The 24191-nt window shown below is 72.3% G+C and carries 23 protein-coding genes; 1 reads left to right on the forward strand and 22 read right to left on the reverse strand.

Features of this window, described 5'->3' with window-relative positions:
- Nucleotides 1-2 precede the first annotated feature (2 nt).
- From atpD to glyA, 12 genes are all read right to left on the reverse strand, one after another.
- Nucleotides 3-1430 carry a F0F1 ATP synthase subunit beta gene (gene atpD / locus LWC33_RS19990; RefSeq protein ID WP_233305940.1) on the reverse strand — a complete coding sequence of 476 codons (1428 nt, stop codon included), beginning with the start codon at nt 1428-1430 and terminating at the stop codon, nt 3-5.
- A complete protein-coding gene (locus tag LWC33_RS19995; RefSeq protein WP_233305941.1) occupies nt 1430-2374 on the reverse strand; it encodes a F0F1 ATP synthase subunit gamma in 945 nt (314 codons plus the stop codon). Before LWC33_RS19995 ends, atpD begins: the two co-directional genes overlap by 1 nt.
- A 14-nt stretch (nt 2375-2388) precedes the next feature.
- Nucleotides 2389-4035 carry a F0F1 ATP synthase subunit alpha gene (gene atpA, locus LWC33_RS20000; protein WP_233305942.1) on the reverse strand — a complete coding sequence of 549 codons (1647 nt, stop codon included), beginning with the start codon at nt 4033-4035 and terminating at the stop codon, nt 2389-2391.
- 56 nt (nt 4036-4091) lie between these two features.
- Nucleotides 4092-4922 (reverse strand): F0F1 ATP synthase subunit delta, encoded by an 831-nt coding sequence (locus tag LWC33_RS20005; protein WP_233305943.1) that lies wholly within the window; start codon nt 4920-4922, stop codon nt 4092-4094.
- Nucleotides 4922-5440, reverse strand: coding sequence for a F0F1 ATP synthase subunit B (gene atpF / locus LWC33_RS20010; RefSeq protein WP_233305944.1), 519 nt, complete (start codon nt 5438-5440; stop codon nt 4922-4924). The genes LWC33_RS20005 and atpF overlap by 1 nt, the downstream gene beginning before the upstream one ends.
- Nucleotides 5440-6000, reverse strand: coding sequence for a F0F1 ATP synthase subunit B (locus tag LWC33_RS20015; RefSeq protein WP_233305945.1), 561 nt, complete (start codon nt 5998-6000; stop codon nt 5440-5442). The genes atpF and LWC33_RS20015 overlap by 1 nt, the downstream gene beginning before the upstream one ends.
- 7 nt (nt 6001-6007) lie before the next feature.
- Entirely contained in the window at nt 6008-6295 is a 288-nt protein-coding gene (gene atpE / locus LWC33_RS20020; RefSeq protein WP_372476657.1) for an ATP synthase F0 subunit C, read from the reverse strand.
- A gap of 76 nt (nt 6296-6371) precedes the next feature.
- Nucleotides 6372-7097, reverse strand: coding sequence for a F0F1 ATP synthase subunit A (atpB, locus tag LWC33_RS20025; protein WP_233305946.1), 726 nt, complete (start codon nt 7095-7097; stop codon nt 6372-6374).
- Nucleotides 7094-7468 (reverse strand): hypothetical protein, encoded by a 375-nt coding sequence (locus tag LWC33_RS20030; RefSeq protein WP_233305947.1) that lies wholly within the window; start codon nt 7466-7468, stop codon nt 7094-7096. The genes atpB and LWC33_RS20030 overlap by 4 nt, the downstream gene beginning before the upstream one ends.
- Nucleotides 7469-7536: 68 nt before the next feature.
- Nucleotides 7537-7740, reverse strand: coding sequence for an AtpZ/AtpI family protein (locus tag LWC33_RS20035; protein WP_308190970.1), 204 nt, complete (start codon nt 7738-7740; stop codon nt 7537-7539).
- A 183-nt stretch (nt 7741-7923) separates the two neighbouring features.
- Nucleotides 7924-9204 carry a glycosyltransferase family 4 protein gene (locus LWC33_RS20040; RefSeq protein WP_308190972.1) on the reverse strand — a complete coding sequence of 427 codons (1281 nt, stop codon included), beginning with the start codon at nt 9202-9204 and terminating at the stop codon, nt 7924-7926.
- Between the two features lie 22 nt (nt 9205-9226).
- On the reverse strand, nt 9227-10537 hold the full coding sequence (gene glyA / locus LWC33_RS20045; protein ID WP_308190971.1) for a serine hydroxymethyltransferase: 1311 nt from the start codon (nt 10535-10537) through the stop codon (nt 9227-9229).
- A 173-nt stretch (nt 10538-10710) separates the two neighbouring features.
- Between glyA and LWC33_RS20050 the strand changes: the two genes are divergently transcribed.
- Complete coding sequence (locus LWC33_RS20050) at nt 10711-11409, forward strand: TetR/AcrR family transcriptional regulator (RefSeq protein ID WP_233305949.1); 699 nt, start codon at nt 10711-10713, stop codon at nt 11407-11409.
- Nucleotides 11410-11518: 109 nt separating this feature from the next.
- Here LWC33_RS20050 and LWC33_RS20055 read toward each other — a convergent pair whose 3' ends face one another.
- From LWC33_RS20055 to argS, 10 genes are all read right to left on the reverse strand, one after another.
- Entirely contained in the window at nt 11519-12178 is a 660-nt protein-coding gene (locus tag LWC33_RS20055; protein WP_233305950.1) for an L-threonylcarbamoyladenylate synthase, read from the reverse strand.
- Nucleotides 12179-12365: 187 nt separating this feature from the next.
- Nucleotides 12366-13226, reverse strand: coding sequence for a peptide chain release factor N(5)-glutamine methyltransferase (gene prmC, locus LWC33_RS20060; RefSeq protein WP_233305951.1), 861 nt, complete (start codon nt 13224-13226; stop codon nt 12366-12368).
- A 124-nt stretch (nt 13227-13350) separates the two neighbouring features.
- On the reverse strand, nt 13351-14436 hold the full coding sequence (prfA, locus tag LWC33_RS20065) for a peptide chain release factor 1 (protein WP_372476658.1): 1086 nt from the start codon (nt 14434-14436) through the stop codon (nt 13351-13353).
- 92 nt (nt 14437-14528) lie between these two features.
- The gene (gene rpmE, locus LWC33_RS20070; protein ID WP_232871709.1) at nt 14529-14747 is read right to left on the reverse strand and encodes a 50S ribosomal protein L31; all 219 of its coding nucleotides are present in this window, start codon (nt 14745-14747) and stop codon (nt 14529-14531) included.
- Nucleotides 14748-14916: 169 nt separating this feature from the next.
- Nucleotides 14917-17124, reverse strand: coding sequence for a transcription termination factor Rho (rho, locus tag LWC33_RS20075; RefSeq protein WP_372476659.1), 2208 nt, complete (start codon nt 17122-17124; stop codon nt 14917-14919).
- A gap of 329 nt (nt 17125-17453) precedes the next feature.
- Nucleotides 17454-18380, reverse strand: coding sequence for a homoserine kinase (thrB, locus tag LWC33_RS20080; protein ID WP_233305953.1), 927 nt, complete (start codon nt 18378-18380; stop codon nt 17454-17456).
- Entirely contained in the window at nt 18380-19459 is a 1080-nt protein-coding gene (gene thrC, locus LWC33_RS20085; protein ID WP_504937544.1) for a threonine synthase, read from the reverse strand. The genes thrB and thrC overlap by 1 nt, the downstream gene beginning before the upstream one ends.
- Nucleotides 19460-19496: 37 nt before the next feature.
- Nucleotides 19497-20873, reverse strand: coding sequence for a homoserine dehydrogenase (locus tag LWC33_RS20090; protein ID WP_233305954.1), 1377 nt, complete (start codon nt 20871-20873; stop codon nt 19497-19499).
- Between the two features lie 112 nt (nt 20874-20985).
- The gene (lysA, locus tag LWC33_RS20095) at nt 20986-22434 is read right to left on the reverse strand and encodes a diaminopimelate decarboxylase (protein ID WP_233305955.1); all 1449 of its coding nucleotides are present in this window, start codon (nt 22432-22434) and stop codon (nt 20986-20988) included.
- 10 nt (nt 22435-22444) lie between these two features.
- A complete protein-coding gene (gene argS, locus LWC33_RS20100) occupies nt 22445-24088 on the reverse strand; it encodes an arginine--tRNA ligase (RefSeq protein ID WP_233305956.1) in 1644 nt (547 codons plus the stop codon).
- Nucleotides 24089-24191: the final 103 nt, after the last annotated feature.

The raw sequence follows: 24191 nt of genomic DNA on the forward strand, positions 1-24191 counted from the left end.
GATCAGCCCTCGAGCTTCTTGCGGTTCTTCTCGAGGTCCTCGAGGCCGCCGCAGAGGAAGAAGGCCTGCTCGGGCACGTCGTCGAACTCGCCCTTGGCGATCTTGTCGAAGGACTCGATCGTCTCCTTCAGCGGGACCGTCGAGCCCGGCTGGCCGGTGAACTGCTCGGCGACCAGCAGGTTCTGCGACAGGAAGCGCTCGATCCGGCGGGCCCGGCCGACGAGCTGCTTGTCCTCCTCGGACAGCTCGTCGATACCGAGGATCGCGATGATGTCCTGCAGGTCGTTGTACTTCTGCAGGATCCGCTTGACCTCATTGGCCACGCGGAAGTGCTCCTCGCCGATGTACTGCGGGTCGAGGATCCGCGAGGTCGAGGTCAGCGGGTCCACCGCCGGGTAGATGCCCTTCTGCGAGATGGGGCGGGAGAGCTCCGTCGTCGCGTCCAGGTGGGCGAACGTGGTGGCCGGCGCGGGGTCGGTGTAGTCGTCCGCGGGCACGTAGATCGCCTGCATCGAGGTGATCGAGCGGCCGCGGGTCGAGGTGATCCGCTCCTGCAGCTCGCCCATCTCGTCGGCCAGGGTCGGCTGGTAGCCCACCGCGGAGGGCATGCGGCCCAGCAGCGTGGAGACCTCGGAGCCGGCCTGGGTGAACCGGAAGATGTTGTCGATGAAGAGCAGCACGTCCTGGTTCTGCTCGTCGCGGAAGTACTCCGCCATCGTCAGGGCCGACAGGGCGACGCGCATACGCGTGCCCGGCGGCTCGTCCATCTGCCCGAACACCAGCGCGGTGTCGTTGATGACGCCGGACTCGGTCATCTCCGTGATGAGGTCGTTGCCCTCACGGGTGCGCTCGCCGACACCGGCGAACACCGACGTACCACCGAAGTTCTTGGCGACGCGGGTGATCATCTCCTGGATGAGCACCGTCTTGCCCACGCCGGCGCCGCCGAACAGACCGATCTTCCCACCCTGCACGTACGGGGTGAGCAGGTCGATGACCTTGATGCCGGTCTCCAGCATCTCGGTGCGGCCCTCGAGCTGGTCGAACGACGGGGCCTTGCGGTGGATGCCCCACAGGTCGCCGGTGATCTGGAGGTCGGGCTGGTCCAGGCAGTCGCCGAGCGCGTTGAACACGTGCCCCTTGACCTGGTCGCCGACCGGGACGGAGATCGGCCGGCCGAGGTCGGTGACCTCCTGCCCGCGGATCAGGCCGTCCGTCGGCTGCATCGAGATGGCGCGGACCAGGTTGTCGCCCAGGTGCTGGGCGACCTCCAGGGTCAGCTTCTTCGCGAGGTCACCGAAGGTCACGTCGACGGTGAGCGCGTTGTACAGGTCCGGCACCTGGTTGCGCGGGAACTCGACGTCGACGACCGGGCCGGTGACCCGGACGACGCGGCCGGTGATCGTGCCAGTGTCGGCGGTGGCGGTCATCAGCTCTCACTTCCTGAACTCACGAGAGCGTCGGCCCCACCGACGATCTCACTGATCTCCTGGGTGATCTGTGCCTGGCGGGCCTGGTTGGCCTCGAGGGTCAGGTTACGGATCAGCTCGTTGGCATTGTCCGTCGCCGCCTTCATCGCACGCTGGCGGTTGGCCGACTCCGAGGCCGCGGACTCCAGGAGGGCGGCGAACAGGCGGGCGCCGACGTACTTCGGCAGCAGCGCGTCGAACAGCGTGTCGGCGTCGGGCTCGAACTCGTAGAGCGCCCTCGGCCCCTCCGAGTCGCGGGCCTCGTCCTGCTCGGTGTACTCGACCTCGAGGGGCGCCATCCGCCGCGCCTGCGGCGTCTGGGTGACCATGTTCTGGAACTGCGTGTACACCAGGTGGAGCTCGTCGACGCCCTCGACCTCGCCCTCGCCCTCGACCTCGGCGGTCTGGTCGGCGCCCGCCATGAAGGCCGCGACGAGCGTCCGCGCCACCTCCGCGGCGTTCGCGTAGCGGGGCTCCTCGGAGAAGCCCGTCCACGAGGCGGCCACCGGGCGCTTGCGGAACCGGAAGTACTGCACGCCCTTACGTCCGATCACGTAGAGGACCGGCTCCTTGCCCTGCTCGCGCAGCAGCGACTGCAGCTGCTCCGCCTCCTTGAGCACGTTCGCGTTGTAACCGCCCGCCTGGCCACGGTCACTCGTCACGACGAGGACCGCAGCGCGCCGCGGGTTCTCCCGCGAGACGAGCAGCGGGTGGTCCAGCGCGGAGTTGCTCGCGAGCTCGGTGAGCACCGCCGTCATCTGCTCGGCGTAGGGCTTCGCCTCGTCCACCCGCGCGCGGGCCTTCGCGATCCGCGAGGTCGCGATGAGCTCCATCGCGCGGGTGATCTTCTTGATGGACTGCGTCGACCGGATCCGCCGCCGCAGCACCCGGATCTGTGCCGCCATGGGTCGCTATCCGTTCAGCTCGAAGCCGGTGCCGGCTTGTTGACCTTGACCGAGTCGCGGTCGACCTCGTCCTCGTCGAGCGCCTTGGCATCCTTCGGCACCACCGAGGAGCCGTCCGCCGCCGTGAAGTCCCGCCGCTTGAAGTCCGCCACGATGCCGGTGAGCCGCTCGACGTTGGAGTCCTCGAGCTTACCGGTGTCCCGGATCTCGGTGAGGACGCCGTCGTGGCTGCGGCGCAGGTGGGCGAGGAACTCGCTCTCGAAGCGGCCCACGTCGCCCACCGGGACCGAGTCGAGCTGGCCGGAGGTCCCGAGCCAGATCGCGACGACCTCGTCCTCCACCGCGTACGGCGAGTACTGCGGCTGCTTGAGCAGCTCGACCAGCCGCTCGCCTCGACCCAGAGCCCGCGCGGACGCGTCGTCGAGGTCGGAGCCGAAGGCGGCGAAGGCCTCGAGCTCGCGATACTGGGACAGGTCCAGGCGGAGCGAACCGGAGACCGAGCGCATGGCCCGCACCTGGGCCGAGCCGCCCACCCGGGACACCGAGATACCGACGTTGATCGCCGGCCGGACGCCCTGGTTGAACAGGTCCGACTCGAGGAAGACCTGGCCGTCGGTGATCGAGATGACGTTGGTCGGGATGTACGCCGAGACGTCGTTTGCCTTGGTCTCGATGATCGGCAGGCCGGTCATCGAGCCCGCGCCCAGCTCGTCGGAGAGCTTCGCGCAGCGCTCCAGGAGGCGGGAGTGCAGGTAGAAGACGTCGCCGGGGTAGGCCTCGCGCCCCGGCGGGCGGCGCAGCAGCAGCGAGATCGCGCGGTAGGCCTCGGCCTGCTTGGACAGGTCGTCGAAGACGATCAGGACGTGGTTGCCCTGGTACATCCAGTGCTGGCCGAGGGCCGAGCCGGTATAGGGGGCCAGCCACTTGTAGCCGGCCGGGTCGGAGGCCGGGGCGGCGACGATCGTCGTGTACTCCAGCGCGCCGGCGTCCTCCAGCGACTGCCGGATACCGGCGATCGTGGAGCCCTTCTGGCCGATGGCGACGTAGATGCAGCGGACCTGCTTCTTCGGGTCGCCCGACTCCCAGTTCTGCTTCTGGTTGATGATCGTGTCGACGCAGACGGCCGTCTTGCCCGTCTTGCGGTCGCCGATGATCAGCTGCCGCTGGCCGCGGCCGATCGGCGTCATGGCGTCGATCGCCTTGATGCCGGTCTGCAGCGGCTCCTTGACCGACTGGCGGTCGATCACGGAGGCGGCCTGCAGCTCGAGGACGCGGGTGGTCTCCGCGGGGATGTCGCCCAGACCGTCGATCGGGGCACCCAGCGGGTCGATCACGCGACCGAGGAAGCCGTCGCCGACCGGGACCGAGAGGATGTTGCCGGTGCGCTTGACCGACTGCCCCTCCTCGAGGCCGGTGTAGTCGCCGAGGACGACCGCACCGATCTCGCGGACGTCGAGGTTCAGTGCCACGCCCTGCACGCCGCCCTCGAACTCGAGCAGCTCGTTGGTCATGGCCGAGGCCAGACCCTCGACGTGGGCGATGCCGTCGCCCGTGTCGACGACGGTGCCCACCTCCTCGCGGGACGTCTCGGTCTCCAGCGACGAGACGTAGCCGGAGATCGCACTCCGGATCTCCTCGGGGGAGATCGTCAGCTCTGCCATGGCTGTCGTCTTTCCTTCTGTTCGTGGTGCGGGTCAGCGGCTGTGGCGTGCGCGGGTCAGCTCGGCATGCTTCGGCGTGCGGCGGCGAGCCTGCCCGCCACGCTGCCGTCGATCAGCTCGCCACCCATGCGGACCACCAGGCCGCCCAACAGCGAGGGGTCGAGCTCGACCTGCAGCGAGATCGGCCGGCCGTACAGCCTGGTCAGCGAGTCCACCAGCCGCTGCTCCTGGCCAGGCGAGAGCCGGACCGCGGTGCTGACGTGGGCCACCGAGCGGTCCCGCCGGGCGGCGGCCAGCTCGGACAGCTCCTCGGCCTCGAGGTCCATGCCCCGGGCGCCCGGGTCCCGGACGACCTGCTCGAGAAGCGTCGCCGTGACGGTGGACACCTTGCGCCCGAGCACGGTGCGCAGCAGGCCGATCCGCTTCTCCGCGGGTGTGTTGCGATCTCCGAGGAGTCTGCCCAGCTGAGGTTCGCGCTCGACGATGCGGCCGAAGCGGAAGAGCTGGTCCTCGACCTCGTCCAGCGACCGGTCCTTCTCGGCCACGGCCAGCGTGGCCTGCCGACCGAGCGTCCGGAGTGCCACGACCAGGTCGCCGGGGCGCGACCAGCGCGCCGAGACCAGGTCGGAGACGACATCGAGCGCCGCACGCCCGACCTTGCCGTCCAGCAGCCGGTCGGCCAGGTTCGTCCGGGAGGCCGCCGGGACCGTCGCGTCGGCCAGGTGCCGGCGGAGCACCACCTCGGCGTCGAGCAACCGCGAGACCGCGAAGAGATCGTCGCCGAGCTGGGCCAACTCTGAAGCCGACGACCGGTCGATCCCGTCGTCGAGTCGCCCTCGCGCCTGCGCGAGCGCCTCGCGGCTGGCGGACTGCAGAACCGCGGCCATCAGGCCCTTCCTCCCTGCACGCCGGCCGCCGCCGCGCTCCCGTGCGGCAGCCCTTCGAGATTCTCCAGGAAGCTGTCGACCGTCGCGCTGCGCCGCCGCTCGTCGGACAGGTGCTCGACGACGATCTGCTCGGCGAGCTGCAACGCCTGCCCGCCGATCTCGGCCTGCAGCCTGCGGACCGTCTGGTCGCGCTCGGCCGCGAGCTGCTCCTCGGACCGGGCCTTGATCCGCTCGATCTCGCGCTCGGCCTGCTCGGTGAGCTCCTCGCGGATCCGGGTGGCCTCGACCCGCGCGTCGTCGCGGATCCGAGAGGCCTCGTCGCGAGCCTCGGCGACCGCCGAGTCGAAGCGCTTCTGCGCCTCGTCGAGCCTGCGCTCGGCCTCGTCGGCCTCCTCGACCAGCCGCTGCACCTCGTCCTGACGCTGCCGGACCATGCGGCTGACGATCGGGACCACCAGCCGGTAGATCACGATGAGCATGACCACGAAGCCGACGAGCTCGGCGATGATGACGGCCATCAGCTCCTGCCTCCCGCGCTCGGGGCGTCGACGCCACCGGACCGGTTCTCGAGCCCGGCCAGGAAGCGCCGCACCGTCTCGGCCTGTGGTCCGCCCTCACCCATCGGCGTGCCGAGGATCCGGCCGGCCAGCTGCGTGGACAGCGCCCCGAGGTCGGGGCGGAGGTCACCGACGGCCCGCTCGCGCTGCGTCGCGATCTCCTGCTCGCCGCGCCTGCGGATCTCGGAAACCTCGCGTTCGGTCTCCGACCGCCTCTCCTCCCGGATGCGCTGCGCGTCGGCGCGCGCCTCGTCCCGGATGGCGGAGGCCTCGGCCCGGGCCTCGACGAGCGCCTTGTCGTAACGCTCCTCGGCCTCCCGCAGCCTGCGGACCGCGTTCGCGCGGTTCTCCGCCTGCTGTTTGGCCATCTCGTCCCGCTCGCGCATCGCCTTGGTGAGCGGCGGGACGATGAAGCGGTAGAAGACGAACAGGACGGCGAGGAAGATCACGAACTCGATGACGATCGTGAAATTGGGCAGCAGGAAGTTGTTCGATCCCGCCGCCACGACCTCGGTCGTCATGTCGAGCTCAGCTCGCGCCCGTGACGAACACGAAGAGCGCCATGAACGCCAGGTTGATGAAGTACATGCCCTCGACCAGACCGATGATCAGGAACATGGTGGTGTTCAGGCGACCGGCGGCCTCGGGCTGGCGGGCGACACCCTGGATGACCGCGGAACCGGCGAGACCGTCACCGATGGCCGCACCGATGGCGCCACCACCGAGTGCGATACCACCACCGACCATCGCCAGGCCCAGCGTGTTGGACGGGGCCGCCGTCGCCGCCTGGGCCAGCGTGGCTGCAAGGACGCTCATGACTCTCCTCGTGCTTTCTCGTACCGCGCCGTCGCGTGGCGCGAGTTCGTCGGGATGGGGGCCTCGGCGGCCACCGTTAGTGGGCCTCGTTCTCGCTGCCCACGGCCTCACTGAAGTAGATCAGCGTGAGCAGGGTGAAGATCAGTGCCTGGATCGCGCCGATGAACATGTCGAACAGCTTCCAGGCCGCATTCGGGGCCCAGAGGATGTACGCCGGCATCAGCGCGATGACCGACACCATGATCCCGCCGGCGAAGATGTTGCCGAACAGCCGCAGGGCCAGCGACAACGGGCGGGAGAAGTACTGGGTGATGAACTCGATCGGAGCGAGGAACGCGTAGGGCTTGGTGAAGTGCGAGAAGTAGCGCTTCGCCCCGTTCTTGCGAATGCCCGCGACGTTGACCCACACGATCACGAGGAGCGCCATCGGGTAGACGAGGTTCACGTCCGCGGTCGGCGGCGGGATCCAGTGCTCCGACGGCAACGCGGCGAGCCAGTTGCAGATGAGGATGAACGCGAAGAGCGTGACGCACAGGCCGACGACACCGCGCGGCGTGCGGAACCCCATGCCCTCCCGCACCTGGCCCTGCACCCAGCCGGTGAGCGCCTCGAACGCCACCTGCAGGCCGGAGGGCTTGCCCTTCGTCGCCCGGCGCGCCATGTAGATCCCGAAACCGCAGACGATCACGGACGCGATGAGCGTCGCGATGATCGTGTCGAGATTGACCGTCAGGCCGAACAGGCTCCCCGTCCAGTGTTGGCCGGGCGTGATGTCCTCTGCGGCGAGGACGTAGTCACTCATTTCCTACGGATCTCCTTGATCAGCGGCAGCGTGGAACTCACGGTCGCCAGGAGCTGGAACAGCGCGAGGCCCCCGAAGACCGCGATCCCGCTGGGCCGGAACAGGTAGGCACAACCGACCGCGATCACCGTGATCACCGCGAGGCGGGCGAGGACCGAGCCGGAGAACTTCGCCTTGGAGGGTTGGGTCTCACCCCGGGAGAACCGGAGGACCGACTGCATCGCGAAGACGGTGTTCAGCAGGCCGAGGGCGACTCCGACGCAGAGGAAGACGGCCGGGAGCAGGTAACCGAGCGGGATCAGCACCGCCAGGGCGATCACCGCGATGGCGACAGCACCGTAGAGCGACCGGCGGAATGTCGCCTTGGTCACGGGCGGAACGTACCCGGGAACTCCCGTCACCACGGATGTCTCACCTCTTCGTCATCCTCTCGTTGGTCTTATAGGTAGCGCTTGAACTGACGGCGTACGAAGAGCACCGCGGCGACCACTCCGAGTGCCAGGCCCACCAGCGCGAACGTCGGGAACGTGTGCCCCGGTCGATCGGCCAGCCATCCGAGTCCGAACCCGGCGACGAGACAGAGCGCCATGGTGACGCCCATGGACAGGAGATCGCCCAGTTGGGGACCCTGGCCACCGTCCACCGGACCCGTCAGCCGCCTCGTACGGGGCTGCTCTTACCCTGGAACTCAGCGTGCAACCGCCACTCCTCGCATCGACCGGAGATTGGTTCGGCCCCGAAGGTGTGGCGCAGCGGGAGACTGCCGACAGGGACGAACCGGGCCGGTGCTCCGACCTCGTGCGGACGGTATCACAGCGAATGAGCGCTAACTCGACCCCCCTGACCTGTGCGTACGATTGTCGGGCAGGTCACTCTGTCCCGTTGGTCCGATTCCCGCGGGAGGGCGTCGACCGGGCTGCGACCGTGATCTCGACGTGGTCCGCACCCGGGGTACCGCGGTGGCGAGAACGGCCACCCCGAGACCGAGCGCGACCGCCCACAGCACGAAGGCCGGGTCGTCGATCAGGGCGAGCGCCACCGCGCCGAACGCGAGGATGCCCGCCCACAGGTAGATCAGGAGCACCGCGCGCCGCTGGCTGTGCCCGATCTCCAGCAGCCGGTGGTGCAGGTGCATCTTGTCCGGCGAGAAGGGGCTCATCCCGGCCCGGGTGCGCCGCACGACCGCCATGAGCAGGTCGAGCAGCGGCACGAACACCACCGCGGCCAGCACGATCAGCGGGGCGAAGAGCGCCAGGACGTCCGTGCCGTCGGTCGTCGTGGTGATCGGGATCTTGCCCGAGGCACTCGTCGTCGCGGCGGCGAGCATCAGCCCGATCAGCATCGAGCCGGAGTCGCCCATGAAGATGCGGGCCGGGTTGAAGTTGTGCGGCAGGAACCCCAGGCAGGCCCCGGCCAGCACGGAGGCCATCAGGGCGGGCGGGTAGGCGGCGGCGTCGTTGCCGTTCTCACGGACCAGGCCGATCGCGAACGCGCAGGTCGCGGTCGCGGCGATCAGGCCGATGCCGGCGGCGAGCCCGTCGAGGCCGTCGACGAAGTTCATGGCGTTGACCAGGGCGACGGTCAGTACCACCGTGAGGGCGACGCCCTGCTCGGGTCCCAGCGAGAGGATCGAGCCGGAGATCCCGGTGCCTCCCCCGCCCCACGGGATCCAGAACACCGAGAACTGCACGCCGAACAGCACCAGGACGCCGGCCGCGGTGACCTGACCGGCGGCCTTGGTGATGGCGTCGAGCTCGAAGCGGTCGTCCAGGGCGCCCACCGCGACCAGGAGAACGGCCGCGAGCAGCACGCCCTGGACGTCCCGCGAGTAGTCGAAGGCCAGGCGCAGCGCCGGCAGCTGGGCGGCCAGCCCGATACCGGCGAGCACGCCGCCGAACATCGCCAGCCCGCCCCAGCGCGGCGTCGGCGTGACGTGGACGTCCCGGCCGCGTGGCCAGGCCACGGCGCCGAGCCGCAGCGCCAGCACCCGGACCAGGCCGACCAGCAGGAACGTCACGACGGCGGCGGCCAGCCCGACCAGCAGGTACTCCCGGATCGGGAGGCCCAGCCCGAAGGAGGACTGGCCGTACGAGGCCTGGGCGAGCACCACCGCGTGCGCGCGGGCCGGGTCAGCCGCGCGGGTAGGCGGGGGCGCGGGAGACCAGCGCCGAGACGGCCTCCGCGACGTCGGCCAGCTCGCGGTCGCCCGCGGTGGTGCCGTGCTCGGCCTTGACCGCGCGCGCCAGCAGCGAGGCGATCTCGGCCATGTCCGACTCGACCATGCCCTGCGTGGTCGTGCTGGGCGAGCCCACCCGGATGCCCGAAGGCTTCATCGGCGGGGCCGGGTCGTACGGGATGGCGTTCTTGTTGAGCGTGATGCGGGCGAGGTCGCAGCGGGCCTCGGCCTCGCCGCCCGTCACGCCGATGGGGCGCAGGTCGATCAGCGCGAGGTGCGTGTCGGTGCCGCCGGAGACCGCGCGCATGCCCTCGGCCTCGAGGCCCTTCGCCAGCGCCTGGGCGTTGGCGATGACCTGGTTCGCGTAGGCCTGGTAGGCGGGCTGCGACGCCTCCTTCATCGCGACGGCCTTCGCCGCGACCGAGTGCATCAGCGGGCCACCCTGGGAGAACGGGAAGACGGCCTTGTCGATCGCCTTCTGGTGCTCCGCGCGGGCGAGGATCATGCCGCCGCGCGGGCCGCGCAGCACCTTGTGCGTGGTCGCGGTGACGACGTCGGCGAACGGCACCGGCGACGGGATCGCCTTGCCGGCGACCAGGCCGATGAAGTGCGCCGCGTCGACCATCAGCTTGGCGCCGACCTCGTCGGCGATCTCCCGGAACCGGGCGAAGTCGATCAGCCGCGGGTAGGCGGTGGCGCCGGCGATGATGATCTTCGGCTTGTGCTCGAGCGCCAGGTCGCGGACCTGGTCGTAGTCGATGAGCTCGGAGTCCTCGCGCACCGTGTAGGACACGGCGTGGAACCACAGGCCCGAGAAGTTGACCTTGGAGCCGTGGGTGAGGTGGCCACCCTGCTTGAGGTCCATGGCCAGCACGGTGTCGCCGGGCTTGGCGAAGGCCGCGTAGGCGGCGAGGTTCGCGCTGGCGCCGGAGTGCGGCTGGAGGTTGACGTGCTCGGCGCCGAACAGCGCCTTGGTGCGCGCGTTGCCGATCTCCTCGGCGCGGTCCACCACCTGGCAGCCGCCGTAGTAGCGGCGGCCGGGGTAGCCCTCGGCGTACTTGTTCGAGAGCGTGGAGCCCAGCGCCGCGAGCACGGCCGGACTGGTGAGGTTCTCGCTGGCGATCAGCTGCAGACCGCCGCGGAGGCGCTCCAGCTCGTCGAGGACGACGCCGGCGATCTCCGGGTCCTCCTGTTGCAGGGCTCCGAAGTCCGGACCCCAGAACGGCACGTCCTGAGCGGGGGCGTTCTCGCTGTGCGCACTCACGGTGCACCAGGCTACCTGCGGTTCCTCCCCGTCCGTCGAGGACCCGTTCGGATGTCGGAGAGCTCTGCGGAGCGTCACCGCGCCATACACGGACCGTTCGATCCCGCACCTCGATTCCGGATCGGTGCTCGCCGATGTGGACACCGCTCCGCTCCGCTGGGAGACTGCTGCGCATGACCTCCCCCCGCTCCGCGCCCCGCACGGCCCGCGAGCGCGTCCGCGCGCAGCTCACCACCGAGATCGTCGACGTCGCCCGCACGCACCTGGCCACCTCGGGCGCGGCGGCGTTGTCGCTGCGGGCCGTCGCGCGCGAGCTGGGGATGGTGTCGTCGGCGGTCTACCGGTACTTCCCCAGCCGCGACGACCTGCTCACCCGGCTCATCGTCGAGGGGTACGACGCGCTGGGCGACGCCGTCGAGGTCGCGGAGGCCACCGCCGCCCGGGAGGACCTCCTCGGCCGCTGGCACGCCGCCTGCGGTGCGGCGCGGACCTGGGCGCTCGCGCACCCGCACGAGTACGCGCTGCTCTACGGCTCCCCCGTGCCCGGCTACTCGGCGCCGCAGGACACGATCGCGCCCGCCGGCCGGGTGGCGATCGTGCTCGCACGCGTGGTGGCCGACGGCATCGCGTCCGGCGTGGTCGCTCCCCCGCCCGGCGACGACCCGCAGGTCATGGCCCCCGGCCTGCTGGACGAGCTCGGCCTCCCGGACGACACCGGTCTCGGCGGGCGCCTGGTCCTGGCCTGGTCCGGCCTCTTCGGCGCGATCGGCTTCGAGCTCTTCGGCCACACCCACAACGTCGTCGTGGCGCACGAGGCCCACTTCCGCTCCCTCACCACCCGCCTCGCCGCAGAAGTGGGCCTGCCGGTGTGAACCGGGACCTCAGCGGTTGTTCGATCACAGCTCCGACGTCCCGCTCGACCTACCGCACACGCTCACACGAGAGCTGCGGATTCATGATCGAACAGCTCTGGCGCCCCGCTCAGCCGAGGGGGACGTCCTGGCCGACGACCTCGCTGACCTGGGCACGGGTGACGGCGCCCTCGCGGAGGATGCGCGGCTGCTTCCCCGTCAGGTCGACGATCGTGGAGGCGACGGGGTCTCCGCTGGGGCCGCCGTCGAGGTAGAGCGCGACGGACGAGGCGAGCTGGTCGAGGGCCTCGGCGGCCGTGCTGGCGGGCGGCCGGCCCGAGATGTTCGCGCTGGACACGGCCATGGGGCCGACCTCGCGCAGCAGCTCCAGCGCCACCGGGTGCAGCGGCATCCGCAGCATCACGGTGCCCTTGGTGGAGCCGAGGTCCCACGACAGCGACGGCGCGTGCGGCAGCACGAGGGACAGCCCGCCGGGCCAGAACGCCTCGATCAGGGAGCGCGCGGTCGCGGGGACGCCGAGGACCAGGCCGTCGATCGTGGACCACGAGCCGACCAGGACCGGCACCGGCATGTCCGGGCCGCGGTGCTTCGCGGCGAGCAGGCTGCGGACCGCGGTCGAGGAGAACGCGTCGCAGCCCAGGCCGTACACGGTGTCCGTCGGTAGCACCACGAGCTGCCCGGCCCGCACGGCGCGGGCGGCGGCGGCCAGCCCCTCGAGGCGGGCGTCGGGGTCGGAGCAGTCGTAGACGGGAACGGCCGGAGCAGTCACGCCCGGCACCCTACGACCGCGCCCGGGACGCCCCGCCCGCACCCCCGTGACATGCGGCAACTCCGACTCGCGCCGTCACGACTCGCGACCCGCACCGCCGCAACACCCGCCTCGCGTCACCGGAACTCGCGACTCGCGCTGACAGATCTCGCGACTCGCGGAAGCCCAGGGTCCGACTCGCGGGAGGTCAGGCGGGGGTGGTGCGGCGGGCGGTGGCGAAGCGGGGGCGGCCGCCCAGGTCGTGGTGCTCCTGGACGTCCATGAGCACCTTCCGCCGCCGGAGCAGGGCCGGGACGGCCTCGCCGTGGGTGTCGTCGTGCTCGATCGCGAGGCCGCCGCCGTAGCGGAGCAGGGTCGCGGCCAACGAGATGACCGCCGGGATCAGAGCGAGCCCGTCGGCCCCGCCGAACACGGCCACCGCCGGGTCCCAGTCGGAGACCTCGGGCGGCACCGGGGTGCCCTCCGGCACGTACGGCGGGTTGCACACCACGAGGTCGACGCGGGCCTCGAGCGCGGGCAGCGGGTCGCGCCAGCGGACGTCGGCGGCGTGCAGCGTCACCCGGTCACCGTGGGCCGCGATGTTGCGCCGCGCCCAGCTCAGCGCGCCCGGGTCGATGTCGACGGCGTGCACCCGCGCGTCGGGCCGGCTCTCGGCGAAGGCGAGCGCGAGCGCGCCCGACCCGGTGCACAGGTCCACGACCAGCGGGTTCTCGACCGTGCGGAGCGCGCGCAGGCCCCACTCGAGGAGCAGCTCGGTCTCCGGACGCGGTGTGAACACCCCGCGCCCGACGGCGACCTCGACCGGTCCGAGCACCGCCGTGCCCAGGACGTGTTGCAGCGGCTCGCGGGTGACGCGCCGGGCGACGAGCCGGCGCAGCTCCTCCACCTGCGGCGGGTCGACGAGGGGGTGCAGCATCAGCTGCCCGCGCGGCACCCCGACGACATACGACGCCAGGAACTCCGCCTCCGCCCGGGCCGACTCGACCCCCGCCGCCGCCAACGCCCGTTCGGCCTCCGCGATCGCCACCCGCAGCGGCTGCCGACTCACGCGCACCCCGCGCGCAGTGCGGGTCCATGCCGCGCCCCGGCTCGGCACGCCAAGCGCGTTATGGCTCCATAACGCAGCCCAGCCCGACGCCTCGAACGCGTTATGGCTCCATAACGCGCCGGCCTCACGCGCCCTCCTCGGCGGCGGCGATCGCCTCGGCCCGCTCGGCCCGGGTCAGCGCGGCGACGACGTCGTCGAGGTCACCGTCGAGCACCGTGGACAGGTTGTGCGCCTTGTAGCCGACCCGGTGGTCGGAGATCCGGTTCTCCGGGAAGTTGTACGTGCGGATGCGCTCGGACCGGTCGACGGTCCTGACCTGCGACTTCCGCTCCGCCGACGCTGCCGCGGCCTGCTCGGCCTCGTGCAGCGCCTGCAGCCGGGACCGCAGCACCTCCATGGCACGGGCCCGGTTCTGCAGCTGCGAGCGCTCGTTCTGGCAGCTCACGACGATCCCGGTGGGCAGGTGCGTGATGCGCACCGCGGAGTCCGTGGTGTTGACGCTCTGCCCGCCGTGCCCGGACGAGCGGAAGACGTCGACCCGGATGTCGTTCTCGTCGACCTCGATCTCGGCGTCCTCCCCGGTATCGGGGTAGACGAGCACGCCGGCCGCGGAGGTGTGGATCCGTCCCTGCGACTCGGTGACCGGGACCCGCTGCACGCGGTGCACCCCGCCCTCGAACTTCAGCGCCGACCACACACCGTCGGCCGAGGGGGTCCGCGAGCGCAGGACCAGGGTGATGTCCTTGTACCCGCCGAGGTCGGAGCCGACGGAGTCGAGCACCTCGACCTTCCAGCCGTGCCGCTCGGCGAAGCGGGTGTACATCCGCACGAGGTCGCCCGCGAACAGCGCCGACTCCTCGCCGCCCTCGCCGGACTTGACCTCCATGACGACGTCGTCGCCGTCGTGCGGGTCGCGCGGGACCAGCAGCTCGGCGAGCCGCGCCTCCAGGGCCGGGATCCGCGCCGCGATCTCGTCCGCCTCCTCGGCGAACGCCCGGTCCTCGGCCGCCAGCTCCCGGGCGGCGGCCTCGTCCGACCGCGCCCCCGCCAGCTCGCGCGCCACGGCGACGACCGGGCCGAGCTCCGCGTAGCGCCGGCCGAGCTTGCGGGCCGTGGCCGCGTCGGCGTGTACGGCCGGGTCGGCCAGCCGGGCCTCCAGCTCGGCATACTCGTCGATCAGCGCATCCACGCCTGCCGCGCTGCTGCTCACCGCCACCACATGCTCCCGTTCTCCTCGTCGTCACCCCTGACATGCGAACGGCGCCCGGCCCCAGGTGCGGGGACGGGCGCCGGACGGAGAAGCTACTTGGCGGCCTTGCGCTTGCCGTAGCGCGCCTCGAAGCGGGCGACGCGGCCACCGGAGTCCAGGATCCGCTGCTTGCCCGTGTAGAAGGGGTGGCAGGCGGAGCAGGTCTCGACGGTCATCACGCCGCTGGTCTTGGTGCTGCGGGTGGTGAACGAGTTGCCGCAACCGCAGGTGACCTGGGTCTCGACGTACTGGGGGTGGATGCCCTCACGCATGGGATGTTCCTCTCGAAGATCGGCCGCCGGGTCTCACACCCCTCGTTCTTCAGGGGGTTCCGGGGGCAGAGCCCCCGGATGTGGGTGAACCGGAGCCGGATGCGTACGACCTCATTCAACCACCCGGCCCCGGCGGGGATTCCCACCGGGGCCGGGTCGCCGAGCGCGGTCAGTCGTCGTTGCCGAAGTTCCCCGGCGTGGTCTTCTGGACCTGCATGAGGAACTCGATGTTGGTGCGGGTCTTGCGGAGCTGCCCCAGCACCAGGTCGATCGCCGCCTGGTGGTCAAGGGCCGAGAGCACCCGGCGAAGCTTCACGCTGATCGCGAACTCGTCCGCGGACATCAGCAGCTCCTCCTTCCGGGTACCGGAGGCGTCGACGTCGATCGCCGGGAAGATCCGCTTGTCCGCGAGCTTGCGGTCCAGCTTGAGCTCGGCGTTGCCGGTGCCCTTGAACTCCTCGAAGATCACCGTGTCCATCGTCGAGCCGGTCTCGACCAGCGCGGTGGCGAAGATGGTCAGCGAGCCGCCGTCCTCGATGTTGCGCGCCGCGCCCAGGAACCGCTTCGGCGGGTAGAGCGCGGTCGAGTCGACACCACCGGACAGGATCCGGCCCGACGCGGGGGCGGCCAGGTTGTAGGCGCGGCCCAGGCGGGTGATCGAGTCCAGCAGGACGACGACGTCGTGCCCCAGCTCCACCAGCCGCTTCGCGCGCTCGATCGCGAGCTCGGCGACGGCCGTGTGGTCCGACGGCGGGCGGTCGAAGGTCGAGGCGATGACCTCGCCCTTCACCGACCGCTGCATGTCGGTGACCTCCTCCGGCCGCTCGTCGACGAGGACGACCATGAGGTGGCACTCGGGGTTGTTGGTGGTGATCGCGTTGGCGATCGACTGCAGCACCATCGTCTTACCGGCCTTCGGCGGCGAGACGATCAGCGCGCGCTGGCCCTTGCCGACCGGCATGACCAGGTCGATGACCCGGGTGGTGAGCTTCGACGGCTCGGTCTCCAGGCGCAGCCGCTCGTTCGGGTAGAGCGGGGTGAGCTTGGTGAACTCCGCCCGCTGCTTCCCCGACTCCGGGTCCCGCCCGTTGATGCTGTCGATGCGCACCAGCGGGTTGAACTTCTGCCGCTGCTGCTCGCCCTCGCGCGGCTGGCGGACGGCGCCGGTGATCGCGTCGCCGCGACGCAGGCCGTGCTTGCGGACCATCGACAGCGACACGTAGACGTCGTTCGGGCCGGACAGGTAGCCGGTGGTCCGGACGAACGCGTAGTTGTCCAGGATGTCGACGATGCCGGCCACCGGGAGGAGGACGTCGTCCTCGCGCACCTCGGTGTCGACGTTGCGCTCGCCACCGCGTGTGTCACGGTCGCGGCCCCGGCGGCGGTCCCGGAACCGGCGGCCGCGGCGGCCCCGGCCGTCGCCGTCGTCGTCGCCGTCCTCGTCCGCGCGGGAGTCCCGCAGCTCGTTCCGGCCGTCGCCGCGGTTGTCGGCACGGTTGTCGTTGCGGTCGCTGCGCTCGTTGCGGTCGCCGCGCTCGTTGCGGTCGCCGCGGTTGCGGCCGCCGCCCTCGGCGTTCCGCTCGTTGCGGTTGCGGTTGCGGTTGCGCCCGCCACCCTCGCCGTCGCGGTCGGACCGCTCGCCGCGGTCGCTCTTCTCCTTGTCGGGCGCACCGACGCTCGCGGCCACCGCCTCGAGGGTGTCGGACTGCGGCTCGCCACCGGAGCGGCGGCGGGTCTGCCGGCGACGGCCGCCCTCCTCGCCCTCCGTGGCGGCGGTCTCGCCGGACTGCTCAGCAGCGGGGGCGGCGGCACCGTCGGCGGGCTGCTCGGGCGCGTGCCCGTTGACCTGCCCGTTCACCTCGGCGGCCGGGGTGACCCCGTTGACGCCGGGGGTCGGCTTGGGGTCGGGCGCGCCCGCGGGCCGGCTCGCCGCGCGGCGGCGCCGGGTGGGGGCGGGGTTCTCGGCGGCCTGCTCGGCCGGGGCCTCGGCGGGCTTCTCGGCCGGAGCCGCGGACACGGCCGCAGAGGCCGCAGAAGACGCGGAGTCGGCCGTGGGCGCCGTGGGCGCCTCGGCCGTGGCGGCCTTGGTGGCCCGGGTGCGGCGCTGCTTGACGGGCGCGGAGTCCTCGCCGCCGTCGAGCGGGAGCTGGTCGGCGTCGGTGGCCTTCTTCGAGGTCCGGCGCGCCGGCGCGGCGCCCTGCTTCTCCTTGATGGCGGCGATGAGGTCGCCCTTCCGCATCCCGGCGATGTCCGGGATGTTCAGCTCTCCGGCGAGCTGACGCAGGTCGGCGAGGACCATTCCGGACAGTCCGCCCCGCCTCTTGGGGGCAGCACCCTCTGCGCTTGCCGGGGTGCTGACGAGATCGGTCTCGCTCACGAAGTTCCTTCCTGACCGGCCCGCAGGCGGTGCCGGGACCAGCGGATTCCACACGTCACGTCCGGCTCCTCCGCCGGACAACGACGCCGGGGCGGCATGAAGAGAGCCGCCGTCGGCGATGTGCAGGGGCGGCGACCAGTGCGACGGTCGCGGGGAAGAGGCCGCTCGGTCCGGTCCGGATTCCGACCGCATGGACTGCAGTGAGTGGGTTCCGGCTCGAGAGGCCACGCGGATGACGCGTGGATCGCCGTGCGAGGCCGAGGGTAGACCGTCCACGGTTCCGCGGCAACAACAACCCCCGGTCGGGCCCGGCGTGTCGGCCGGGAACCTCAGCCGATCTCGACCTGCGCGCCGAGCGTGTCGACGGGCAGCGGCAGCGCGGTGAACCCGGTCGTGTCCAGCTCCTCGGGCAGCGTTCCCGCCGAGGTCAGCGCGAGGACGGTCGGTCCGGCGCCGGAGATCGCGGCCGGCACGCCGTGGGCGCGCAGCGCGTCGACGAGGTCCGCGGACTCGGGGTAGGCCGGGCGACGGTAGCCCTGGTGCAGCCGGTCCTCCGTGGCCGCCATCAGCAGCTCGGGCCGCTGGGTGAAGGCGAGGACGGAGAGCGCGGTCCGGCTCCCGGTGAACGCCGCGTCGGGCAGCGGGACCAGCTCGGGCAGCAGACCGCGGGTCGTCTTGGTGGAGGACTCGACCCCTGCGACGAGTGCGATCGGCGCGATGCCGGCGTGCACGTCGAGACGGACGGCGTGGAACCGGGCAGGAAGGTTTCCGAAGGTGTTCCCGACCTGCTGCGGTGTCTCCCAGGCGACCACGAACCCGCCGAGCAGGCTCGCCGCTGCGTTGTCCGCGTGTCCCTCCATCCCGGCCGTGACCTGCAGCAACGCCTCCTGCTCGAGCTTCGGGTCGCGACCGGAGAGCACACAGGCGGCGACGGCGCCGGCCACCGCGGCGGCGGCCGAGCTGCCGAGCCCGCGCGAGTGCGGGATCGCGTTGCGGCACCGCATCCGTAGGCCCGCCGGCTCGTCGCCGAAGAGCGCCCACGCGGTCCGCATGGCGCGCACCACAAGATGCGTCTCGTCACAGGGCACCTGGTCGGCGCCCTCGCCCTCGACCTCGACGCGGACGCCGGGCTCGGCGGTGGCGCAGACCTCGACGTCGTCGTAGAGACCGAGCGCGAGCCCGAGCGAGTCGAAGCCGGGCCCGAGGTTGGCCGACGACGCCGGGACCCGCACCCGCACCTCGGTCGGCCGTCCCATCAGACCAGCTCCAGGGCCGCGGCGACCGCGCTCGGGTCGATCGGCACGATCTCGGGGGCCGGCGCGGTGGCCAGCACGCTGTCCGGGTCCTTGAGGCCGTTGCCCGTGACGGTGCACACCACGAGCTGCCCGCGGTCGAGCCAGCCGTTGGCCGAGGCCTGGAGCAGCCCGGCGACGCTCGCCGCCGACGCCGGCTCCACGAACACGGCCTCGCGCGTGGACAGCAGCCGGTGCGCGGCGAGGATCTCGTCGTCCGTGACGGCGGCGAACCGGCCGTCGGACTCCTCGCGGGCGGTCTCTGCGCCGTTCCACGACGCCGGTGCGCCGATCCGGATCGCCGTGGCGATCGTCTCGGGGTTCTTCACCGGCGCGCCCTCGACGAGCGGCGCGGCGCCGGCGGCCTGGAAGCCGAACATGCGCGGCAGCGCGGAGATCAGCCCGTCGGCGTGGTAGCCGCGGTAGCCCTTCCAGTACGCGGTGATGTTGCCCGCGTTGCCCACCGGCAGGCAGTGCACGTCGGGGGCGCGGCCCAGGGCGTCGCAGATCTCGTAGGCCGCGCTGGCCTGGCCCGCGATCCGGGTCGGGTTCACCGAGTTGACCAGCGCGATCGCCGGGTAGTCCGCGGTGGTCTTACGGGCCAGCTCGAGGCAGTCGTCGAAGTTGCCGTCGATCTGCAGGATGCGGGCGCCGTGCGCGACGGCCTGGGCCAGCTTGCCCAGCGCGATCTTGCCCCGCGGCACCAGCACGGCGCTGGTCATCCGGGCGCGGGCGGCGTACGCGGCCGCCGAGGCGGAGGTGTTGCCGGTCGACGCGCAGAGCACGCTCTGCTTGCCCTCGGCGAGCGCCGCGGTCACGGCCATGGTCATCCCGCGGTCCTTGAAGGACCCGGTCGGGTTGAGCCCGTCGACCTTCAGGTACACCTCGCAGCCGGTGCGCTCCGAGAGCACCGGCGCCGGCATCAGCGGGGTGCCGCCCTCGGCCAGGGTGACGATCTCCCAGTCCGGCCCGACGGGCATCCGGTCGCGGTAGGCCTCGATCACGCCCGGCCAGGGGGCCAGCCGGTTCACGGCGGTGCTCACAGTCTCTCCCGTCATCGCGCGGCGCTCGCCCGCGCGTTCATCCGGCCACGCCGAGGGTGCTGACCGGACGGCCCAGCCCCTCCACGCGCAGCACGCTCTCCACGCCGCGGACCACGTCGAGCCCGGCCAGTGCCTCGACCGTCGCGTGCAGCGCGGAGTCCGGCGCCCCGTGCGTCACGACGACCAGGCGCGCGGCCTGCTCCTCCTCCGCGGCCTCGGTCTCCGGCACGTCCCCGTCCTCGCGGCCGCCGGTCTGGCGCACCGCGGCGATGCTCACCCCGCGCCGCGCGAACTCCCCCGCGACCGCGGACAGCACGCCCGCGCGGTCGGCGACCTCGAGGCTCACGTGGTAGCGGGTGTGCACGTCGCCGATCGGCAGCACGGGCAGGCTCGCGTAGGCGGACTCGCGCGGCCCGCGCCCGCCGCCGACCCGGTTGCGGGCCACGGCGACCAGGTCCCCCAGCACGGCGCTGGCGGTGGGCGCGCCGCCCGCGCCCTGGCCGTAGAACATGAGCTGGCCGGCGGCGTCGGCCTCGACGAACACGGCGTTGAACGCCTCGTTCACGCCCGCCAGCGGGTGGCTGAGCGGGATCATCGCCGGGTAGACGCGGGCGGACACCGACTCGGGCGCGCCGCCCGAGCCGGGGACGCGCTCGCAGATCGCGAGCAGCTTGATCGCACAGCCGAGCCCGCGGGCGGCGGCGATGTCCGCGGCGGTGACCCGGCGGATGCCCTCGCAGTGCACGTCGGCCGCGGTGACCCGGGTGTGGAAGGCGATCGTGGCGAGGATCGCGGCCTTGGAGGCGGCGTCGTAGCCGTCGACGTCGGCGCTCGGGTCGGCCTCGGCGTACCCGAGCCGGGTGGCCTCCTCGAGGGCCTCCGCGTAGCCGGCGCCCGAGGCGCTCATCGCGGAGAGGATGAAGTTGGTGGTGCCGTTGACGATCCCGGCCACCCGGGTGATGCGGTCGCCGGCCAGCGACTCGCGCAGCGGACGGAGCAGCGGGATCGCCCCGGCCACGGAGGCCTCGTAGTAGAGGTCGACGCCCGCGCCGTCGGCGGCCTCGGCGAGCGTGGCCCCGTCCTCGGCGAGCAGCGCCTTGTTCGCGGTGACCACGGACTTGCCCGCCTTGATCGCCTGCAGGAGCAGGGTGCGGGCGGGCTCGACGCCGCCGACGACCTCGACGACGACGTCCACGTCGTCCCGGGTGACCAGCGCGGACGCGTCCGTGGTCACCAGGTCGGGGTTCAGCGTCGGGTGCCGGTGCGGGCGGCGCACGGCCACCCCGGCCAGCTCGACGGGCGCGCCGACGCGGGCTGCGAGGTCCCCCGCCTGGTCCTCGAGCAGCCGGACGACCTCGGACCCGACGGTCCCGCAGCCCAGCAGCGCGACCCGCACGGGCGCGTCTGACGTCACGACGATCCTCCTGAGACGGTGGTGCGGGCCGGTCCGGCCGGTCCGACCGACCGGCTCCGACCGGGGATCATCCCTGTCCGGCGCCCCGCGCGACAGTCCGGGGTGCCCACGCTCACGGGCCGACCTCGAGCCGGAACAGGTCCTCGTCGGTCTCCCGGCGCAGGATCACCCGCGCCTCGCCGTCGCGGACCGCGACGACGGCCGGCCGCGGCAGCCGGTTGTACGAGCTGGCCATCGAGTAGCAGTAGGCGCCGGTGGCGGCCACGGCCAGCAGGTCGCCGGGCGCGAGGTCCGCGGGCAGCCAGCAGTCCCGCACCACGATGTCGCCGGACTCGCAGTGCTTGCCGACCACCCGCGAGAGCGCGGGCCGGTCGCCGCCGGGCAGCGAGTCGACGGCCGACGACCGCGAGACGAGCCGGCAGTCGTAGAGCGCGTCGTAGAGGGCGGTGCGGATGTTGTCGCTCATCCCGCCGTCGACGCTGACGTAGCGCCGCGCCCCGACGCCGAGCGGGACCTCCTTGAGCGTGCCCACCTCGTAGAGCGTGATCCCGCCGGGGCCGGCGATGGCGCGCCCGGGCTCCACGGCGACCTCCGGCAGGTCGAGCCCCGCGGCCTCGCACTCGCGCTCGACGATCCCGCGCAGCTCCTTCGCCAGTGCCGGGATCGACAGCGGGTCCTCGTCCGGCCGGTAGGCGATGCCGATCCCGCCGCCGAGGTCGAGGGTGGCCAGGTCGGCGAGGGCCGCCGCGCCGTGCTCGCGGTGCAGGTCGGCCAGCAGCCGGACGACGCGGTGGGCCGCCACCTCGAAGCCCTCGGTGTCGAAGATCTGGCTGCCGATGTGGCTGTGCAGCCCGACGAGCCGCAGGTTGCCGGCCTTGAGCACCCGGCGGGCGGCCTCGGCGGCGTCGGACTCGGGGCCGCCGGCGAGGGAGAACCCGAACTTCTGGTCCTCGTGCGCGGTCGCGATGAACTCGTGGGTGTGCGCCTCGACGCCCACGGTGACCCGGATCATCACCGGCTGGACGACGTCCTGCTCGGCCGCGACGGCGTCGAGCCGGACGATCTCGTGGAAGGAGTCGAGCACGACGCGTCCGACCCCGCTCTCCACGGCGGCGGTCAGCTCGGCGACGGACTTGTTGTTGCCGTGCATCGCGATCCGCCCGGGCGGGAAGCCGGCCCGCAGCGCGACGGCCAGCTCGCCGCCGCTGGCCACGTCCATCGACAGGCCCTCGTCGGCGACCCAGCGCGCGATCTCGGTGCTCAGGAAGGCCTTGGCGGCGTAGTGCACGGACTCCGCGCCGAACGCCGCGGCGAACTCGGCCGCGCGGGACCGGAAGTCCGCCTCGTCGACCACGAACAGCGGGGTGCCGAAGCGCTCGGCCACCTCCCGGACGTCGACGCCGGCGACGCGCAGCGCGCCGTCGGCGCCGCGTGCGGCGTTGCGCGGCCACACGGCCGGCGCGAGGTGGTCGAGCTCGGCGGCGCCGGTGGGGCGGGGGCCGGCGGTCTCCGGCGGCGCCTGGATGCCGCCGTGCAGCGGGCCGGCGGGGTGCGCTCTCACGGGTCCGTCCTCACATCCGTTCCGGTGCGCTCACGCCGAGCAGCCCGAGTCCGTTGGCCAGCACCTGCCGGGCGGCGACGCACAGGCCGAGCCGGGCGCGGTGCAGCTCGGTGACCTCCTCGTCGCCCATCGGCAGGACGCGGCAGCTGTCGTAGAACTTGTGGTACGCGCTGGCCAGGGCCTCGAGGTAGCGCGCGACCCGGTGCGGCTCGCGCAGCTCGGCGGCCGCGCGCACGATCTCCGGGAACTCGCCGAGCGTGCGGATCAGGTCGCCCTCGCGCGAGTGCTCGAGCAGCCCGTACGCGGAACCGGGCTCGACGCCGAGGTCGGCGGCGTTGCGGGCGAGCGAGGCCAGCCGGGCGTGCGCGTACTGCACGTAGAAGACCGGGTTGTCGTTGCTGCGCTTGACCAGCAGGTCGAGGTCGACGTCGAGCGCGGAGTCGACCGACGAGCGGATCAGCGAGTACCGCGCGGCGTCGACGCCCACCGCCTCGACCAGGTCCTCCATCGTGACGACGGTGCCCGCCCGCTTGCTCATCCGCACCGGCTGGCCGTCCTTCACCAGGTTCACCAGCTGCCCGATGAGCACCTCGACGACGGCGGGGTCGTCGCCGAACGCCGCGGCCGCCGCCTTGAGCCGGCCGATGTACCCGTGGTGGTCCGCGCCGAGCATGTAGATGCACAGGTCGAAGCCGCGCGCCCGCTTGTCCCGCAGGTAGGCGAGGTCGCCGGCGATGTAGGCCGGGCGGCCGTCGCTCTTGATCACGACCCGGTCCTTGTCGTCCCCGAAGTCCTTCGTCCGCAGCCACCAGGCGCCGTCCGCCTCGTAGAGCGCGCCGGAGTCCTTGAGCTGCTGGACGACGGTGTCGACCGCTCCGGACTCGTGCAGCGAGTTCTCGTGGAACCAGACGTCGAAGTCCGTGCCGAACTCGTGCAGGTCCTGCTTGATCTCGGCGAACATGAACCCGACGCCGACGTGCCGGAAGATCTCGTCCTGGTCGGGGGAACCCAGCGCCGCGGGCTCGGCCTCGACCACCCGCGCGGCGATGTCGGCGATGTAGGCGCCGCCGTAGCCGTTCTCCGGCGCGGGCTCGCCCTTCGCCGCGGCGACCAGGGAGGCGACGAACCGGTCGATCTGCGCGCCGGCGTCGTTGAAGTAGTACTCGCGGGTCACCTTGGCGCCCCGCGCGGTGAGCACCCGGCCCAGCGCGTCGCCCACCGCGGCCCAGCGGGTGCCGCCCAGGTGCAGCGGGCCCGTGGGGTTGGCGGAGACGAACTCCAGGTTCACGTTGTGCCCGGAGTACTCGTCGCCCGTGCCGTAGGACTCCCCCGCCGCCAGCACCTCGCCGACCAGCGCGCCCTGCGCGTCCGCCGCCAGCCGCAGGTTGATGAAGCCCGGCCCCGCGACCTCGGCGGAGGCGATCCCGGCGCGGCCCGCGAGGTCCTCGGCCAGCCAGCCCGCGAGGTCCCGCGGGGGGACGCCGGCCTTCTTCGCCGTGCGCAGCGCCACGTTGGTCGCGTAGTCGCCGTGCTCGGGGTTGCGGGGCCGCTCGACGCCCGCGTCGGCGGGCAGCGCGTCCGCGGCCAGACCGCGCGCGACCAGCACGTCCAGCGCGGCGACACGGACCAGGTCGGCGAGCACGTCGGGAGTCACCCCACGAGGATAGGAGGTGGCACTCGGCGGTTTCTCAGGCGGCGCTCCTAGACTGCGGGGCCGCGACCGCCAATTGGGTGAGGTCGCCCTCGAAACCCGATCA

This window comes from Pseudonocardia terrae (genome assembly GCF_021343995.1).
GTDB lineage: Bacteria > Actinomycetota > Actinomycetes > Mycobacteriales > Pseudonocardiaceae > Pseudonocardia > Pseudonocardia terrae.